Source organism: Sphingobium aquiterrae (genome assembly GCF_037154135.1).
In the GTDB taxonomy this organism is placed as follows: domain Bacteria; phylum Pseudomonadota; class Alphaproteobacteria; order Sphingomonadales; family Sphingomonadaceae; genus Sphingobium; species Sphingobium aquiterrae.
The window spans coordinates 62,708-79,885 of sequence record NZ_JBANFL010000003.1; the positions used below are offsets into that span (position 1 = coordinate 62,708).

The following is a 17,178-nucleotide window of genomic DNA, read 5'->3' on the forward strand; positions in this document are numbered from 1 at the left end:
GTTAAGCCCCCTGCCTCAACCTGTCGATCAGGCCGACAGGCTGGCCCCGAACAGCAGCATCGGCTCGCCCGGCGGAGAGAGCATCACCTCGCCGCCGGCGCCCGTGACCAGCATGTGCGTCATCCAGGCGGCGGCCGTGCGGGCGGACAGGCCGTCATGCGCCAGCGTGCCGGCCAGCGCCGCGCGCAGTTCCGGGTCCAGCACCAGCTTGGGCCCTTCGGCGCGCACGACGATCTCGACCAGATTGCCGCGAATCTCCGCTCCGATGTCCAGCTGTCCGCCGCGCACCAGCGCATCGCCAGCGATCAGCGCCAGGTTCAGCAGGATCTTGGCCGCGCGCTTGGGCAACTGGTCGTCCGCGACCATCCAGCCCAGCTTCACCCGGCCGGTCGCCGAGAACATCCCCTCGATCGCCATGCGCACTTCATGCGAGGGCACCGCGTCGCCATAGCCACCGGCCGATCCGAAGGCGAGACGGAAGAATTTGAGCTTGTTGGCCGATGTCCGCGCGCTGTCGGTCAACAGGTCCAGGCAGCGCTGCCGCATTTCCGGGTCGGTCTCGTCCGCCATCAGCTCCAGGCCGTTGTTGAGCGCGCCGACGGGGCTCAACAGGTCATGGCACAGACGGGAACAGAGGAGCGCGGCGAAATCGATGCTGCCGGTGTCGTCGGTGGAAGCGGTCATGGGGGCGTGGCTGCCTGTTGTTGTCGGGTCCGGCCGTCGGTGGCGTTGCGGCCTCGTCTTCGCTATTGCCCCCATGCCCCCCGCGATGCAAGCCATAGCGCGCCTGCGCCCGCACCACTCGTCCGTCAGTTTACTCGGCACATAGCGCCAGCTCCGTAAAGCGCCCCCACAGGCCCCCATCCCCCGCCTGCCAGAGCCGCGCGCCATCCCCGCCGATGATGAGCCATAGCGCGCCATCGGCCCGCGCCGCCTGCGCATCGGTCATGGAAGGGGAGGCAAGGCCCGTGGGGTGGGAATGATAATGGCCGATCACCGCCGCCGCCCCACCGGTCCGCGCGGCGCGATGGGCAGCGATCAGCACCGCCGGATCGACCTCGAAATGGCGGCGCGGGTCCGGCGCGACATTGGTGGAGGGGACATGCCCGGCGATCCGGTCCGCCCCCCCCAGTAACAAGCCGCAGATTTCCACATCCTGCCCCGCCGCACGTCCGATCAATTCGGCCAGCAGCGACCTTGAAATCCGCACCGTCATTCCTACATGCTAGGCAATGGTTCCGGGGGTTTCCAGCATTGATGCGCGGATCGATGCCGCTTTGGCCGGCATGCGACTGGATCGCGCGCTGGCAAGCGTCGTGCCCGACCTCTCCCGCGAAAGGCTCAAAGCACTCATCCTCGATCGCCAGGTCATAGGCGACGACGGCAGGCCGGTGACGGACCCGGCGACCAAGGTCGCCGCCGGCCAGGGCTATGCCATCACCCTGCCCCCGCCGGTGGAGGCAGAGGCGCAGCCGCAGGATATTCCGCTGACCATCGTCTTCGAGGACGATTATCTGATCGTGGTGGACAAGCCCGCCGGCATGGTCGTGCATCCGGCAGCGGGCAATGCCGACGGCACGCTGGTGAACGCCCTGCTGTACCATTGCGCCGGCCGGCTTTCCGGCATCGGCGGGGTGGCGCGGCCGGGGATCGTCCACCGGATCGACAAGGACACGTCCGGGCTTCTGGTCGTCGCCAAGACCGACAAGGCGCATGAGGGGCTGGCCCGCCAGTTCAAGGATCACAGCATAGAGCGCCGCTATGCCGCCATCGTCCTTGGCCGCCCGCGCCCATCCAGCGGCACCATCGACACCTGGATCGGCCGGTCGGACAGCGACCGCAAGAAAATGGCGGTTCAGCGCGCGGGGCGCGGAAAACATGCGGTTACGCATTATACCGTAACGCACCCGCTGCGGGACGCGGCGATGGTGGAATGCCGGCTGGAAACCGGGCGCACCCATCAGGTCCGCGTGCATATGGCGCATATCGGGCATCCCTTGATCGGCGACCCGGTTTACGGTAAGACGCAAAAAGGTTTCAAATCAATACTGGAAACGCTGGGTTTCAAACGTCAGGCTTTGCATGCACGCACCCTGGGGTTTATTCATCCGGTCTATGACGAAAGTTTAACGTTCGAGAGCCCGATTCCCGCGGATATGCAGGAACTGTTCAGCCATCTTAACGTATAAGTGATTAAGTTTGCCGCAGCCATTAGGATGCCTCATCTGGGTCCAGCTGCGCATGAAAAGGGAAGGAAAAAGACATGGCTAACAAGAGCAATGTCCCGGCAACAATTCCGGCATTGGGCGGCGACGCCAGCCTGAACCGTTACCTGTCGGAAATCCGCAAGTTTCCCATCCTCACGCCCGAGCAGGAATATATGCTCGCAAAGCGCTATGCCGAGCATGAGGATACGGAGGCTGCGGCCCAGCTCGTAACCTCTCACCTGCGTCTCGTGGCCAAGATCGCCATGGGCTATCGCGGCTATGGCCTGCCGGTCAGCGAGCTGATCAGCGAAGGCAATATCGGCCTGATGCAGGGCGTGAAGAAGTTCGAGCCCGACCGGGGCTTTCGCCTGGCGACCTATGCCATGTGGTGGATTCGCGCGTCGATCCAGGAATTCATCCTGCGCTCGTGGAGCCTGGTGAAGATGGGCACCACCGCCGCACAGAAGAAGCTGTTCTTCAACCTGCGCCGGATGAAGAATAGCATCGAAGCCTTTGAGGACGGCGATCTGAAGCCCGAGGACGTGGAAAAGATCGCCACGCATCTGGGCGTCACGCATGACGACGTCATCAGCATGAACCGCCGCATGGCGATGGGCGGCGATACCTCGCTCAACGTCCCCCTGCGCGAGGATGGCGAAGGCCAGTGGCAGGATTGGCTGGCCGACACCGATCCGCTGCAGGACGAACGCGTCGCCGACGCCCAGGAAGCGGACATGCGCCACGGGATGCTGGTGGAAGCCATGGAAGACCTGAACGACCGGGAAAAGACGATCCTGGCCGAACGGCGTCTGGCCGAAGAGCCCAAGACGCTGGAGGAACTCTCGCAGGTCTATGGCGTGTCGCGCGAACGCGTCCGCCAGATCGAGGTGCGGGCCTTCGAAAAGCTGCAGAAGGCGATGATGCGGATTGCCGGGTCGAAGCGGCTCGCGTCCGCCTGATCGCCGGAACAGGACGAACTGGACAGAAAGGGGCTCCGGGAAACCGGGGCCCTTTTTTGTTATAAACCCTTCGGGTTGAGCTTCGAAACCCCGTCCCTACCGTGTTCCTGCGAAAGCAGGAACCCAGGGTGATGTTACACTGTAGTAACCTTGGGCTCCTGCGTTCGCAGGAGTACAAAAAACCAGCCTTTTCTTGCGCGTTGGGCCGAACGTCGATCGGCCCTGGAGCATTCCGAAGTCGGCTGGAACAGCCGACGGCTCGCAGAATGCGGAAAACAAAAGACAATCAGGGCGGTGAACGATTCCATCTCATCGTTCACCGCTCTAGGTTTCAGGGTGCGGATTCGCCCCCAGGGCGGCGCGCGCGGCCGACAGGATGTCCTGCGCGAGCGCCGGATCGTCGACCGCCCGGGCCAGCATCAGCGCGCCCATCATCTGCGACATCGCGGCCAGCGCCGTTTCCCGCCGCGCCGGCGCGTCCGCGGGGACAGCGGTTTCCAGCACGGCCGCCAGCGCCAGCATCCCCTGCGTGAAGGCGGCGGACACCGGGCCGCGGCTGCGCGCCGCATCCGCCGCCAGCGCGACCAGCGCGCAGCCCGTGCCGGCCGCATCCACATGCGCGTCCCGCAGATAATTGGCGGCGATCGCCGGGAATATGGCGGCATCGCCCTCCGGCCCGCCCCGCGCCTGCGCCGCTAGCCCCACCCATTTCTCCGCGCTGGCCGCCAGCGCGACCGTGCAGGCTTCCGCCGCCAGTTCCTCCTTCGATGCGAACTGGCCGTAGAAGCCGCCATGGGTCAGGCCGCTTTCCCGCATGATATCGGCAATGCCCACGCCCCCCACGCCGCGTTCGCGAAACAGGCGGGACGCGGTGTCCACCACGGTTTCGCGATTACGCGCCGCCTGTTCCCGCGTCACCTTCATGCCATTTCTCCTCAACCGGCCATCTTCGCCATCTTGACCTTATATATGATATCCATCATTTAACGTCAAAGAGCCACGCGTCTTGGGCTGGCTGAGCCGGGGATTTGCCCATGTTGTCTAGCCTCCTTGCCCGCCGGCTTTCCACGGGCGGCGTGCATTATGCCTGGGTCGTACTGGGCACCACCTTCCTCACCATGCTGGTGATCGCGGGCGCCGTCGGGGCGCCCGGCGTGTTCATCCAGCCGCTGCAGAAGGAATTCGGCTGGGATGCGGCGGATATCTCCGGCGCGCTCGCCATCCGTTTCCTGCTGTTCGGGGCCATGGGGCCCTTTGCCGCCGCCTTCATGAACCGATTCGGGGTGCGGCGGATGATGTTGATCGCGCTGGGCATCGTCTGCGGCGGCCTGCTGCTGTCGCTCGCGATGAACAGCCTGTGGCAGCTTGTGCTGCTCTGGGGCATCGTCGTCGGCATCGGCACGGGCATGACGGCGATGGTGCTGGGCGCGACGATCGCGACGCGCTGGTTCAGCGCGCGGCGGGGGCTGGTGATGGGCCTGCTTTCGGCCAGCACCGCGACGGGGCAGCTGGCCTTCCTGCCGCTGCTCGCCGCGATGACGGAAGCGCTGGGCTGGCGCGCGGCCTTGCTACTGGTCTGCGCCGCGCTGACAGTCGCTGCCATCGCCGCGTTGCTGCTGATGCGCGATCGGCCGAGCGACATCGGCCTGCCCCCCTATGGCGAGCGGGAGGTCCAGCCCGTTCCCCCGCAGCCCTCGACCCTTGGCGCGTTGCTGCTGACCCCGTTGATCGTCCTGCGCGACGCCGCCCGCACCGGCGCCTTCTGGGTGCTGTTCCTCACCTTCTTCATCTGCGGCGCGAGCACCAACGGCCTGGTGCAGACCCATTTCATTGCGATGTGCGGCGATTATGGGCTGGTTTCGGTGGGCGCCGCATCCATGCTGGCGATGATGGGCCTGTTCGATTTTGCGGGGACGCTGGGTTCCGGCTGGCTCTCCGATCGGTTCGACAGCCGCTGGCTGCTGTTCATCTATTATGGGCTGCGCGGCCTGTCGCTGCTCTACCTGCCGTTCAGCGATTTCTCGCTCTACAGCCTCACCCTGTTCGCCGCCTTTTACGGCCTCGATTGGGTGGCGACCGTGCCGCCGACGGTGAAGCTGACCGTCCAGCGCTTTGGCGCGGAGCGGGCGAATATCGTCTTCGGCTGGATTTTCATGGGGCATCAACTGGGCGCGGCGAGCGCGGCGCTGGGCGGTGGCCTGTCCCGCACGATGCTGCAATCCTATATGCCCGCCTTTGTGACCGCGGGGCTGCTGTGCCTGGTGGCAGCGGCGCTGGCTTTGGCGCTGGCACGCGATCCGGGGGGCAAGGCGCTGCGCCGGAAAGCCCTTGCCTGAGCGGGTTGCGCCGCATCTCCCCTTTTCAGCAGCCCTCTAATCGCATTAGGCTGGGCGCCTATGGCTGCAAAACCCAAATCATCCGCCCGCCCCCGTCCCCAGGCCCGCCGTCGCTGGATCATGCTTCCGGTGAAGATCCTTGCCGGCTTCGTGGCGCTCTCGCTCTTCTTCGTCATCCTCTACCGCTTCGTGCCGCCCCCGGTGACGATGACGATGATCCTGGACGGCAATGGCATCACCAAGGACTGGATGAGCCTGTCGGAGATGGACCCGGATGTCGCCCGCGCGGCCATCGCGGCGGAGGACAGCAAATTCTGCGCCCATCACGGGTTCGACGCGCTCGCGATCGCCAAGGCGATGCGGCACAATGCCAGCGGCGGCGTGATCCGCGGCGGCTCCACCATCAGCCAGCAGACGGCCAAGAATGTCTTCCTGTTCCAGGGCGGCGGCTTCATCCGCAAGGGGTTCGAAGCCTGGTTCACCCTGCTGATCGAGACGATCTGGGGCAAAAGGCGGATCATGGAAGTCTATCTGAACGTCGCGGAAACCGGCATCGGCACCTATGGCGTCAATGCCGGGGCCATGCGCTATTATCATCATGACGCGTCGAAGATGACCCGCGCCGAAGCCGCCCGCATCGCCGCCATCCTGCCCTTGCCGAAAAAGCGCGCCGCCATCGCCCCCCGCGGCTTCACCCGCCGCTACGGCAACAGCATCGCCGCGCGGATCGGCGTGGTGCAGCGGGACGGGTTGGATGGGTGCCTGAAATGAAAAAGGGGCGCGGATTTCGCCGCGCCCCTTTCCTTACCTTTGTCGCTCGCGCTTAGAAGCCGATGATCAGCGACGCGCTGATCGCGCGCGGTGAGCCAAAGTTCACAAAGGCCGAGGACGAACTGGCCAAGGTATCCAGACCGCCAGGGAACGAGCCGACATAGAATTTGTCGAACAGGTTGCTGACGTTCAGCTGAATCGCACCCTTTTCCATGCCCAAGCTGGCCAGCGAGTAACGCAGGTCCAGATCGACGACCGTGTAGGCCGGGAAACGGGCGCCAGGGTAAATAGCCTTGTTCGCACCATTATACTGGACAATCATCGGTACACCATTGATGTCGTTCAGATAACGCGTGCTTGTCCGCTTGGCCTGAATACCCAGGTCAAAGGCGCCCAATGTGCCCTGAAGGCGGCCGCCAAACAGATATTTGGGGGCACCGCGCTCACGATTGCCCGCCGTGCGCAGATAAGCCACGCCGTTCGAGACATAACACAGGTTCGCCAACTGGATGTCGCTGCCAGCCGCGCAGCCAGACGTCACCGCGTCTTCCTCTATCTCCGACTTGATGTAGGAGCCGAAGGCATACATCAGAATCTGCGGGATCGGACGGTAAGACACGCTGGCGTCGACGCCGTATTTTTTCACCGGACCAAGGTTGGTATCGGTGCCGTTGCCGTCGATGTCATAGGATGTCACGAGGCGGTTCTTGTACTTCGAGTACCAGCCGGTAACGGCGGCTTGAATCTGCGACGTCTGATAACGCAGGCTCAGGTCGAAGCTGTCGGATGTTTCCGCAACGCGATAGGCAGAACTGCTGTCCGCCGGGAAATAGAACGCATTGTAGAGAGCATCGGTGCTCGGCGCGGAGATATTCTTGGCGTAGTTCGCGGCAACGCTCAGCGCAGACGTGAGCTTGAAGGTTGCGCCCACGGTCGGCAGCAGCTTGTCATATTTCAACTTGCGCGACTGCGGGAGGGCCGAACCCGTCGCTCTACCGGTGGTCTCGTTGTAGCTGTATGGCTTCGCCGCCGTATATGCAGCAATCTGATCAGCGGGGACGCAATCCACGAAGCCGCCCGAACTCGTGGTGAAGCAGTTCTGTTTCAGATCACGCTGGAAGAAGGGCATGCGCGCGCCCAGCTGAACCGTCAGGGCATCATCAAGGAACTGACCGCGATACTCACCCGCGACCTGGTTAAGGGTCGCGTAGGACAGACGGTCGCGCTTTTGCAGGGTATTGCCGGCGGCATCGAGCACCGGATCGTTGATCGGGAAAACATCATAGGGTTCGCCGTCGGTGTGTACGAAGCCTGCCGCACCGGTTTGACGATGACGTGCGCGGTCATAGCTGTAGGACAGACGAACGCGGTTATTGTCGTCAAGCTCATAGGCCAGGTTCGCGATCGCCATCCAGCGGCGGGTATTGGTCTGGCTGGGCTGCACCAAGGTCACCCTGCCGAGCACGCCATCATCGTTCAAATCACGACCGAAATAAAAGGAGCCGCCATAATTGCCGGTGAAGTTCTGGCCACCAGAAGTGTAGAAGGTTTCATTCGCGCTGGTTGTGCCGCCGCCATTGGCCTTCACATATTGATAGCCGCCATCGATGGTCAGCGTCAGCCTGTCGGCAAGCGTGAACCGCGAATTTACGCGGATGTTGCCAGTGTTGGACGGGTTGTAACGACGTTCAAAATCCGTGCCGCAGCTGTTCGGCGTGCTGTTCGAACTAACGGTGCAGGGATAGTTGGTCTGATAGAAACGATTGCTCTTGTCGCCGGTAACGGCATTCGCGCGCAGCGGCGAGCCCCCGAAGTTGTTGCGGTTCTGGTTATAATGACCGGCGATGGAGATGAAATCGCCATTGTCGCCAATATCTTGCCAGATCTTGGCATTATACTGCTGCTTGTTGATCCGGCCGAAGCTGGAGAACGCGGCCACGTTGTGAACACGCGAGGCGGAAATCCATGCCTTGGTGCCATGACCCGTCAGGTCGCCGGTCTGGAGCATACCGAACATACGGAAATAGGGACGGTCACCCGATCCATCGGCGACGATGTTACCGTAGCTGACGCTGGCGAGCACGCCATATTCATCGCTCGGCTTGAGCGTGTTGATATTCACCGTGCCGCCAACCGCAGCAGCAGTCGGACTATCAACGTCGGTCGAACCCAGGTTGATGTTGACGTTCTCGATCAGTTCGCTGTCGACCTGCTGGTTCGAGTAAATCGCGTAGTTGCCGGAATCGTTGAGCGGAAGGCCGTCGAAGGTCTGCGAAATACGATCCGAGTTAAAACCGCGGATCGAGAAGCTGCCGCCGCTGGAACCCCAGGGATCGTTGTTCGTGAAGCTGACACCGGGAACCAGATTGATGATTTCATTGATCGACTGGCCCGGGCGCTGGCGCTGAATGATTTCCTTATCCAGCACGACCTTAGCCTTTGGCGAGTTGGGAATGACAACACCGCCGATGCCCTTGTCCAGGCTCGCACCTGTTACCACGATCGTATCTTCAAAATCCGCCGAACCCGTCGACTGCGCGAAGGCCGCGCCCGGTGTGATGATCGCGACCACGGCCGCGCTCTGCAAAAATATCTTCTTCATTACCCTGTTCCCTTGCTTGGCGGCCGCCCCGCCTCATTTCCCCGGCGAGGGTCGACTGCCTATTTCTTCACCGCGTCACGCGCTTGCCGCTTTGTCGGCGAGGTGTGAGAGCCCCCTGCGATGTTCCGATTGCGCTTTTGTGACGACTGCTGTTGCAGCGTGTCAGTGCATCGCAACCCTGCGGGCAGCTTGATCCCCCGGTGAATCCCTGAAAACCGGGCTAATGCGTGGTTTTGGGCATGGCACGCGCTTTTTGCAGGTGCGTGCAACTAAGGCCGCACCTGCGGCAATTATGCAACGCATGGAGATATTTCGATAAATGGCGAAATCTGCGCGTGCGCACGCATCCCGGAAACGACGAACGGCGCGTGACTTTCGCCACGCGCCGTTACGGAATTCGTGCCTTTTCAGTCAGGCAGCGCCGTCAGGCGGCATCGCCGGCCTTGCGCTTTTCGGTGTCGCTGAACACCCGCACCGGCTCCTTGCGGCCCTCGACCACATCCTTGTCGATCACCACCTCGCCCACGCCCTGCATGGAGGGCAGGTCGAACATGGTGTCGAGCAGAATCGCTTCCAGGATGGAGCGCAGGCCGCGCGCGCCAGTCTTCCGCTCGATCGCCTTCTTGGCAATCGCGGTCAGCGCCTCGTCGGTGAAGGACAGTTCGACATTTTCCATGTCGAACAGCTTGGCATATTGCTTCACCAGCGCGTTCTTGGGCTCGATCAGGATCTTGACCAGCGCGGTCACGTCCAGGTCTTCCAGCGTCGCGATAACGGGCAGGCGGCCGACGAATTCGGGGATCAGGCCGAATTTCAGCAGGTCCTCAGGCTCGCTCTGGCGCAGCAGCTCGCCGGTGCGGCGTTCCTCCGGCGCGGCGACATGCGCGCCGAAACCGATGGACTTCGCCTCCAGCCGGTCGCCGATGATCCGCTCCAGACCTGCAAAGGCGCCGCCACAGATGAACAGGATGTTCGTCGTGTCGACCTGCAGGAATTCCTGCTGCGGATGCTTGCGCCCGCCCTGCGGCGGCACGGAGGCCGTGGTGCCCTCCATGAGCTTCAGCAGCGCCTGCTGCACGCCCTCGCCCGACACGTCGCGGGTGATGGAAGGGTTTTCCGCCTTGCGGCTGATCTTGTCGATCTCGTCGATATAGACGATGCCGCGCTGCGCCTTTTCGACATTATAGTCGCTGGCCTGCAGCAGCTTGAGGATGATGTTCTCCACATCCTCGCCGACATAGCCCGCCTCGGTCAGCGTCGTCGCGTCGGCCATGGTGAAGGGCACGTCGAACGTCTTGGCCAGCGTCTGCGCGAGCAGCGTCTTGCCGCAGCCGGTGGGCCCCACGAGCAGGATGTTGGACTTGGCCAGTTCCACCTCGCCCACCCGCACGCCGTGGTTCAGGCGCTTGTAGTGGTTGTGGACCGCGACCGAGAGGACGCGCTTCGCCCGGCTCTGGCCGATCACATAATCGTCCAGCACATCGCAGATTTCCTGCGGGGTCGGCACGCCGCCATCCTTCTTACCCACAAGGCCGCCCTTGGCCTCCTCGCGGATGATGTCGTTGCACAGTTCCACGCACTCGTCGCAGATGAAGACGGTCGGCCCCGCGATCAGCTTGCGCACCTCATGCTGCGACTTGCCGCAGAAGGAGCAGTAGAGGGTGCTTTTCGAATCGGAGCCCGTAAGCTTTGTCATTCGGTCTCTTTCCTTGTCCGGCGCCGGAGAGTTGGCGAAATTGCCCCATGGGGCACCGAACATCCTAGTCCATCGTCAATCTAAACCGCGACTCCGCGGTTTCACAAGGGGCCATTGTCGGCTGGCCCTGTAAAAATAGGCTTAGCCGACAATGCTATTCCTTTCAGCCATCGGTCGCATCGGCGAGCGCGGGGCGCTTGTCGAACACTTCGTCCACCAGGCCGAAGTTCCTGGCTTCATCGGCTTCCAGGAAGGTGTCGCGGTCCATCGCGGTCTCGATCCTGTCCAGCGGCTGGCCGGTATATTGCGCGTATAATCCGTTCATCCTGCTGCGAATACGCAGGATTTCCTTCGCCTGGATCTCGATGTCCGACGCCATGCCCTGCGCCCCGCCCGAAGGCTGGTGGATCATGATGCGGGCGTTGGAGAGCGCGATGCGCTTGCCCTTTTCACCCGCGGTCAGCAGGAAGCTGCCCATGGATGCGGCCTGGCCGATGCACACGGTGCCCACCTGCGGACGGATATATTTCATCGTGTCGTGGATCGCCATGCCGGCCGTCACCACGCCGCCGGGCGAGTTGATATACATCCAGATGTCCTTCTTCGGATTTTCCGACTCGAGGAACAGCAGCTGGGCAACGATCAGCGAAGCCATATGGTCTTCGACCTGGCCGGTGACGAAGATGATCCGCTCACGCAGCAGGCGCGAAAAGATGTCGAAGCTGCGCTCACCGCGATTCGACTGCTCGATCACGATCGGGACCAGCGCGGCCATGGGGTCGGTACGGCGGGGGTCGAAGGAAATGTCGGTCATTGTGCTCTTTCGGCTATGTGCTTTTGCCCAGCCCCTACATCGGGGCAAAGGCGCGGAGGTTCAAGGGCCTTAACCCTTGACCGCGCCAAAGGCAGGTACGGCGCCCATCCCCCATCCCCGAAAGGCACATGCCCGAAAAGGGAAAGGGCGCCACGGCCATCGCCGCAGCGCCCATTCCCATCATTGCGCCTTTCGGGCCGCGAAGATCATTCCGTCTTGGCGGCGGCCTTCTTCGCCGGCGCCTTCTTGGCGGCGGGCTTGGCTTCTGCCCCATCCTCGACCTTGGCGGCCTCGACCGTGGCGTCTTCGGCCTTGGCGGCGGCCTTCTTCGGCGCGGCCTTCTTGGCGGGCTTGGCTTCGGCTTCCGCTTCGGCGGCTACCGGCTCGGCAGCCTCTTCGGCCTTGGCCTTCTTGGGCGCAGCCTTCTTCGCCTTGGGCTTTTCGTCATGATCATGGTCATGGCCGCAATCCGGGCCATGGACATGCGGCTTCAGCTCGCCGTCCGATTCGGCCTCGATCGCGGCTTCCAGCTCTTCGCGGGTCACGGCGCGCTCGGTGACTTCGGCCTTCTCGAACAGGAAGTCGACAACCTTGTCCTCATAGAGCGGCGCGCGCAGCTGGGCGGCGGCCATCGGGTCCTGACGGACATATTGCACGAAGCGCTCGCGATCCTGCGGGCCATATTGCTGCGCGGCCTGCATGATCAGGCGGTTCATCTCCTGCTCGCCCACGACCACATTATTGGCCTGGCCGATTTCGGAGAGCAGCAGGCCCAGGCGGACGCGACGCACGGCGATGTCGCGATAATCGTCCTTTTCCTTCTCCATCTCGGCGATGGCGGCTTCGGGGTCTTCCTCATGGCTGGCTTCATGCTGCAGCTGGGCCCAGATCTGGCCGAACTCGGCCTCGACCATGCTCGGCGGCACTTCGAAGTCGTGCGACGCGGCCAGCTGGTCCAGCAGCTTGCGCTTCATGTGGGTGCGGGTCAGGCCGTTATGCTCCTGCTCGATCTGGCCCTTGAGCAGGTCCTTGAGCTGGTCGAGCCCTTCCAGGCCCAGCGACTTGGCGAAATCCTCGTCCACCTTGGGCTTGGCGGTGTCGAGAATGTCCTTGACGACGATGTCGAAAGTCGCGGCCTTGCCGGCCAGTTCGGCGGCGCCGTAATCGTCGGGGAAGGAGACGTTCAGCACCTTCTCGTCGCCGGTCTTCACGCCGACCAGCTGCTCCTCGAAACCGGGGATCAGGCTGCCCGAACCGATCGTGACCTTCATGCCCTCGCCGGTGCCGCCGTCGAAGGCGACGCCGTCGACCTTGCCGACGAAATCGATGACGACGGTATCGCCGTCCTTCGCCTTGTGGCTGGCGGCGAAGGCTTCATAAGCGTTCTGCTGCGCGGCGATGCGGCCGGCGGCTTCCAGAACCTGCTCTTCGGCGACTTCGACGGTCAGGCGCTCAAGCGTGAGGCCGTCGATGCTGGGCGCGGGCACTTGCGGCAGCACTTCCAGCGCGACCTTCACCTCGGCGTCCTTGCCGAACTCGAAGCCTTCGTCCAGCTCGACCGAGGGCTGCATCGCGGGGCGCAGCCTGTGCTCGGCCAGCAGCGCCTGCACGCCTTCCTGGATGGAATTGTTCAGGGCATCGCGCTGCAGGGCCTCGCCATGCATCTTGCGAACGAGATTGGCAGGCACCTTGCCGGGGCGGAAGCCGGGCATCCGCACCTGCGGCGCGATCGTCTTCACTTCCTTCTCGACGCGCGCGTCGATGTCCTTGGCGGTGATGGTCAGCGTGTAGGCACGCTTCAGGCCCTCGTTCAACGTCTCGACAGTCTGCATCTCTTCTCTCAAACGCTTTCTAAGCTGAATTTCGATGGCAGCCGAGGCCTGTGACGTGCCTGGTCCGCCTGGTGCGGGCGAAGGGACTCGAACCCCCACATCTTGCGATACCAGAACCTAAATCTGGCGCGTCTACCAGTTTCGCCACGCCCGCATCGGTCGCCGGTCGGCGGGCCATAGAGGAACGCGCGCTCCAGGGCAAGGGATTGTGGGATCCTCCCTGGAACCAGCATGGCAGGCGGCGCGTAGGACAGGATAAGGAGAATGTCCCATGGCCAGCCAGCCCGAATTTCCAGCCACGCCCGCCCACGACCTGCCGGAGCCGGAAATGCAGCCCCCCGGCCCGGACGCGCCAGCCCCCCAGTTCCCCGGCCCGGAGATCCCCTCTCCCGACACCATCGAGCCGCAATCGCCGCCGGAAACGCCGCCGCTGGAGCCCCAGCGGGAAGCCCCCGGCTTCGTGCCGCCGGAATGGACGCCGGACGCGCCCGACTATGATCAGCCGGACCGTGGACCGGACGAACTGCCGCCGCCCGACTGACGTTATATTTCGCAACATGACGGAAGGCGCGATGCCGCGCCGTCCTTCCCCAGGACGCCGTTCCATCGGCGAAAACCTACCAAGGGGAACATCATGCGAAATCTGAAGGCCTGCACGGCCATTGCGCCCGTACTGGCAGCGATGGCGGCGGGCGGTGCCCATGCGGAGACCACCATTTCCACCGCCACCACGACCGCGGTGAAGACCTCCACGGCAGCCAGCGGCCAGCCGGACAGCATCACGATCGGCAGCGCCGGCTCCATCACCCTGACCGCCGCGGGCGCCGGCGTCACGATGGACAGCAACCACGCGGTGTCCAATGCCGGCACCATCACCATCAACAATGTCAACGACGCGACCGGCATCCTTGCCGCCGCGGGCACCAGCGGCGCCATCACCAACAGCGGCACCATCACCCTTACCGAAGATTACACCGCGACCGATACGGACAGCGATGGCGATATCGACGGCGCCTTCGCATCCGGCGCGCGGCGCAACGGCATCTGGATCGCGTCGGGCGCGGCGCATGGCGGCGCGCTGACCAACAGCGGCACCATCTCGATCGAGGGCAACCAGTCCGCCGGCATCCGGATCGACAGCGCGCTGACAGGCAATTTTTCCACCAGCGGCACCATCTCGGTGCTGGGCGACAACAGCTACGGCGTGATCGCCAATGCCGTCACCGGTAATGCGACGGTGCGCGGCACCATCTCGGTGCAGGGCGCGAACAGCGTCGGCGCGGCCATGCTGGGCGATGTCAGCGGCCAGTTGAAGCTGCAGGGCGCGATCACCGCCACCGGCTATCGCTCCACCACCGCCCCCACCGACACCACGAAGCTGGACGCCGACGACCTGCTGCAGGGCGGCCCGGCGCTGATCGTTTCCGGCAATGTCGGCGGCGGCATCATCTTCGACAAGCCGCCGACCGAAAGCAACGCCGACTCCACCGATGACGACAATGACGGCATCACCGACAGCGAGGAGGGCACAGCGTCGATCATCGCCTATGGCGGCGCGCCCGCCGTCCGCATCGGCGCCGCCGACCATGCGATCGCCATCGGCGCCGTCACGTCCGACAGCAGCGGCTATGGCATCGTCAACTATGGCGGCATCCTGGCGAGCGGCGTCTATGCGGGCGTCAGCAGCACCGGCATGATGATCGGCGGCCTTGGCGGCGACGTGACGGTGGCCAAGGGCCTGTACAATGCCGGCACGATCAGCGCCGTCTCGCTGGACAGCAGCGCCACCGGTCTGCGGATCGGCAGCGGCGCGCAGGTCGCCGAAATCTCGAACGCCGGATCGATCCTCGCCAGCGGCTCCAGCCTTTCGGGCACCACCGCCAGCGCGCTGGTGATCGACGCGGGCGCGACCACCACCAGCCTCATCAACACCGGCGCCATCGCCGCCACCGCGCTCAGCACCGAAAAGGGCGCCGCCACCGGCATCCTGGACAGCAGCGGCGGCATCACCTCCATCGTCAACAAGGGGGCGATCAGCGCCAAGGGCGGCGTCGACGGCGCGAACATCGCGATCGACGTGCGCGCCAACAGCAGCGGCGTCACCTTCACCCAGCAGGCGCTATCGGCGACCGCCGCCGCGCCGCAGATCGTCGGCGACATCCTGCTGGGCAGCGGCAACGACATATTGTCGGCAAGCGCGGGCTTCATCACCGGCGACATCGCCCTTGGCGCGGGCAACGACAGCGCCGCCTTCTCCGGCGCGACGACGGTCACGGGCGACATGAGCTTCGGCGCGGGCACGGCGAGCCTGTCGCTGGCGGACAGCGCGACGCTCACCGGCAATGTCGATTTCGGCGGCACGACCGGCGCCAGCGTCATGCTGGCCGGCACGTCGGTCTTCACCGGCCAGTTCGCCAATAGCGCGGGCGTGGCGCTCAACGTCGCGTCCGGCACGTTCGACGTCAACAAGGCCGCCACGGTCGACCTCGCCTCGATCAATGTCGGCGCGAGCGGCATCCTGGGCGTGACGATCGACGCCAGCGGCAATGCGACGCTCTACAATGTCTCGGGCGCGGCCAGCTTCACCAGCGGATCGCAGGTGAAGGTGCGCCTCTCCAACGTCTCGGGTGCGGTCGGCGACTATGTGATCCTGCGCGCGGGCTCGCTCAGCGGCACGCCGGCGCTGGCGGCGGACAGCACCGTCATCCCCTATATGTTCAAGGGCGCGGTCAGCAGCGACACCGGCAGCGGCCAGGTTTCGCTGTCCATCGCGGCCAAATCGACCACGGAACTGGGCCTCAACGGTTCGGCCAGCCGCGCCTTTGGAGCGGTGTTCAAGGCGCTGGACAGCGATGCGGCGGTCGCCGGCAGCTTCCTGTCGATCACCGATGGCGACAGCCTCCGCTCCGCCGTCGCGCAGATGCTGCCCGATCATGCCGGCGGCACGTTCGAGGCGGTGACGGCGGGATCGCGCGCCACCGCGCGCATCCTTTCCGATCCGGGCGGCATCGCGCGGACCGATGGCGGGATGGGCTTCTGGCTGCAGCAGGTCGCCTTCGGCGGCTCCAAGAGCGTGGGCGACACCGCATCCTATGACGTCAACGGATGGGGCGTTTCGGGCGGCGCGGAGAAGCTGACCGGCCTTGGCGCCTTCGGCCTGTCGCTGAACTATCTGCACGGCACCGATGCCGCGGGCGGCAACGACAATGAAGTGACGTCGAACCAGTATGAAATCGCGGCGCACTGGCGCGGCAACTGGGGGCCGTTGCAGGCACAGGCGCGGCTTTCCGCCGCGCAGGTCGGCTTCAAGGGCGTCCGCCGCTTCGTCGGTGACAATATCGGCACCGCCGTGACCCGCGTTGCCAATGGCGACTGGGACGGCCAGCTCTATTCGGCGACGGCGGGCGTCTCCTATGAGTTCGCCTCCGGCCGGTGGCGCCTGCGCCCGGCGGCGGGGGTCGACTATTATCGCCTGAAGGAAGACGGCTACACCGAAACCGGCGGCGGCGACGCCTTCAACCTGATCGTCGCCAGCCGCACCAGCGACGAGACGACCGCCAACGGATCGATGACCGTGGGCTATGAGCTGGGCGGGGGCTCCTATGAGGACGGCTTCTTCCGCATCGAGGCAGAGGGCGGCCGCCGCCAGATCATCGGCGGGTCGATCGGCGACACCATCGCCAATTTCAAGAATGGCGAGACGTTCACGCTGGTCGCCGACGATCGCACCAATGGTTGGACCGGCCGCCTGCGGGCACTGGGCGGCGGCGGCGGCTTCCGCCTGGCCGGCGAATTCAGCGCCGAGCAGCAGCAGAGCCATGTCGCCCTCGCCTTCCGCGCCTCGCTGAGCTTCGCGATGTAACGAGAATGGGCGGGGAGCGCATCGAAGCACTCCCCGCCCTTTTGTGGACACCGTGCTCTTGCGAAAGCAGGAGCCCAGGGAGGCATAGCGCTGCAACGG

13 protein-coding genes and 1 tRNA gene are annotated in these 17,178 nt (G+C 64.4%); 6 read left to right on the plus strand and 8 right to left on the minus strand.

Translation table 11 applies throughout. The features are described from left to right. Nucleotides 1-27: 27 nt before the first annotated feature. Together WFP78_RS04255 and WFP78_RS04260 are read right to left on the minus strand one after the other, a co-directional pair. A complete protein-coding gene (locus WFP78_RS04255; RefSeq protein WP_336959048.1) occupies nucleotides 28-684 on the minus strand; it encodes a histidine phosphotransferase family protein in 657 nt (218 codons plus the stop codon). A 130-nt stretch (nucleotides 685-814) separates the two neighbouring features. Then, the gene (locus WFP78_RS04260) at nucleotides 815-1,216 is read right to left on the minus strand and encodes a M67 family metallopeptidase (protein WP_336959050.1); all 402 of its coding nucleotides are present in this window, start codon (nucleotides 1,214-1,216) and stop codon (nucleotides 815-817) included. A 16-nt stretch (nucleotides 1,217-1,232) separates the two neighbouring features. Here WFP78_RS04260 and WFP78_RS04265 point away from each other — a divergent pair, with 16 nt between their 5' ends. Both WFP78_RS04265 and rpoH read left to right on the plus strand, forming a co-directional pair. Then, complete coding sequence (locus WFP78_RS04265) at nucleotides 1,233-2,189, plus strand: RluA family pseudouridine synthase (RefSeq protein WP_336959052.1); 957 nt, start codon at nucleotides 1,233-1,235, stop codon at nucleotides 2,187-2,189. A gap of 74 nt (nucleotides 2,190-2,263) precedes the next feature. Further along, the gene (gene rpoH / locus WFP78_RS04270) at nucleotides 2,264-3,166 is read left to right on the plus strand and encodes an RNA polymerase sigma factor RpoH (protein ID WP_336959054.1); all 903 of its coding nucleotides are present in this window, start codon (nucleotides 2,264-2,266) and stop codon (nucleotides 3,164-3,166) included. Between the two features lie 324 nt (nucleotides 3,167-3,490). Here rpoH and WFP78_RS04275 read toward each other — a convergent pair whose 3' ends face one another. Next, nucleotides 3,491-4,090: a TetR/AcrR family transcriptional regulator gene (locus WFP78_RS04275; protein ID WP_336959056.1), complete on the minus strand. Its 600-nt coding sequence runs from the start codon at nucleotides 4,088-4,090 to the stop codon at nucleotides 3,491-3,493. A gap of 110 nt (nucleotides 4,091-4,200) precedes the next feature. Between WFP78_RS04275 and WFP78_RS04280 the strand changes: the two genes are divergently transcribed. Beyond that, nucleotides 4,201-5,502: an MFS transporter gene (locus tag WFP78_RS04280; RefSeq protein WP_336959058.1), complete on the plus strand. Its 1,302-nt coding sequence runs from the start codon at nucleotides 4,201-4,203 to the stop codon at nucleotides 5,500-5,502. 120 nt (nucleotides 5,503-5,622) lie between these two features. Further along, nucleotides 5,623-6,273 (plus strand): monofunctional biosynthetic peptidoglycan transglycosylase, encoded by a 651-nt coding sequence (gene mtgA, locus WFP78_RS04285; RefSeq protein WP_419722914.1) that lies wholly within the window; start codon nucleotides 5,623-5,625, stop codon nucleotides 6,271-6,273. 52 nt (nucleotides 6,274-6,325) lie between these two features. Here mtgA and WFP78_RS04290 read toward each other — a convergent pair whose 3' ends face one another. The 5 genes from WFP78_RS04290 to WFP78_RS04310 form a co-directional block, all read right to left on the minus strand. Then, complete coding sequence (locus WFP78_RS04290) at nucleotides 6,326-8,875, minus strand: TonB-dependent receptor (protein WP_336959062.1); 2,550 nt, start codon at nucleotides 8,873-8,875, stop codon at nucleotides 6,326-6,328. Between the two features lie 424 nt (nucleotides 8,876-9,299). Further along, nucleotides 9,300-10,571 carry an ATP-dependent Clp protease ATP-binding subunit ClpX gene (gene clpX, locus WFP78_RS04295; RefSeq protein ID WP_336959064.1) on the minus strand — a complete coding sequence of 424 codons (1,272 nt, stop codon included), beginning with the start codon at nucleotides 10,569-10,571 and terminating at the stop codon, nucleotides 9,300-9,302. A gap of 163 nt (nucleotides 10,572-10,734) precedes the next feature. Beyond that, a complete protein-coding gene (gene clpP, locus WFP78_RS04300; protein ID WP_336959066.1) occupies nucleotides 10,735-11,385 on the minus strand; it encodes an ATP-dependent Clp endopeptidase proteolytic subunit ClpP in 651 nt (216 codons plus the stop codon). Between the two features lie 206 nt (nucleotides 11,386-11,591). Then, nucleotides 11,592-13,217, minus strand: coding sequence for a trigger factor (gene tig, locus WFP78_RS04305; RefSeq protein ID WP_336959068.1), 1,626 nt, complete (start codon nucleotides 13,215-13,217; stop codon nucleotides 11,592-11,594). 69 nt (nucleotides 13,218-13,286) lie between these two features. Beyond that, a tRNA-Leu gene (locus WFP78_RS04310) sits at nucleotides 13,287-13,371 on the minus strand. 117 nt (nucleotides 13,372-13,488) lie between these two features. On the opposite strand from WFP78_RS04310, the gene WFP78_RS04315 reads away from it, so the two are divergent. Together WFP78_RS04315 and WFP78_RS04320 are read left to right on the plus strand one after the other, a co-directional pair. Further along, a complete protein-coding gene (locus WFP78_RS04315) occupies nucleotides 13,489-13,758 on the plus strand; it encodes a hypothetical protein (RefSeq protein WP_419722915.1) in 270 nt (89 codons plus the stop codon). 93 nt (nucleotides 13,759-13,851) lie between these two features. Next, a complete protein-coding gene (locus tag WFP78_RS04320) occupies nucleotides 13,852-17,079 on the plus strand; it encodes an autotransporter outer membrane beta-barrel domain-containing protein (RefSeq protein WP_336959070.1) in 3,228 nt (1,075 codons plus the stop codon). Nucleotides 17,080-17,178: the final 99 nt, after the last annotated feature.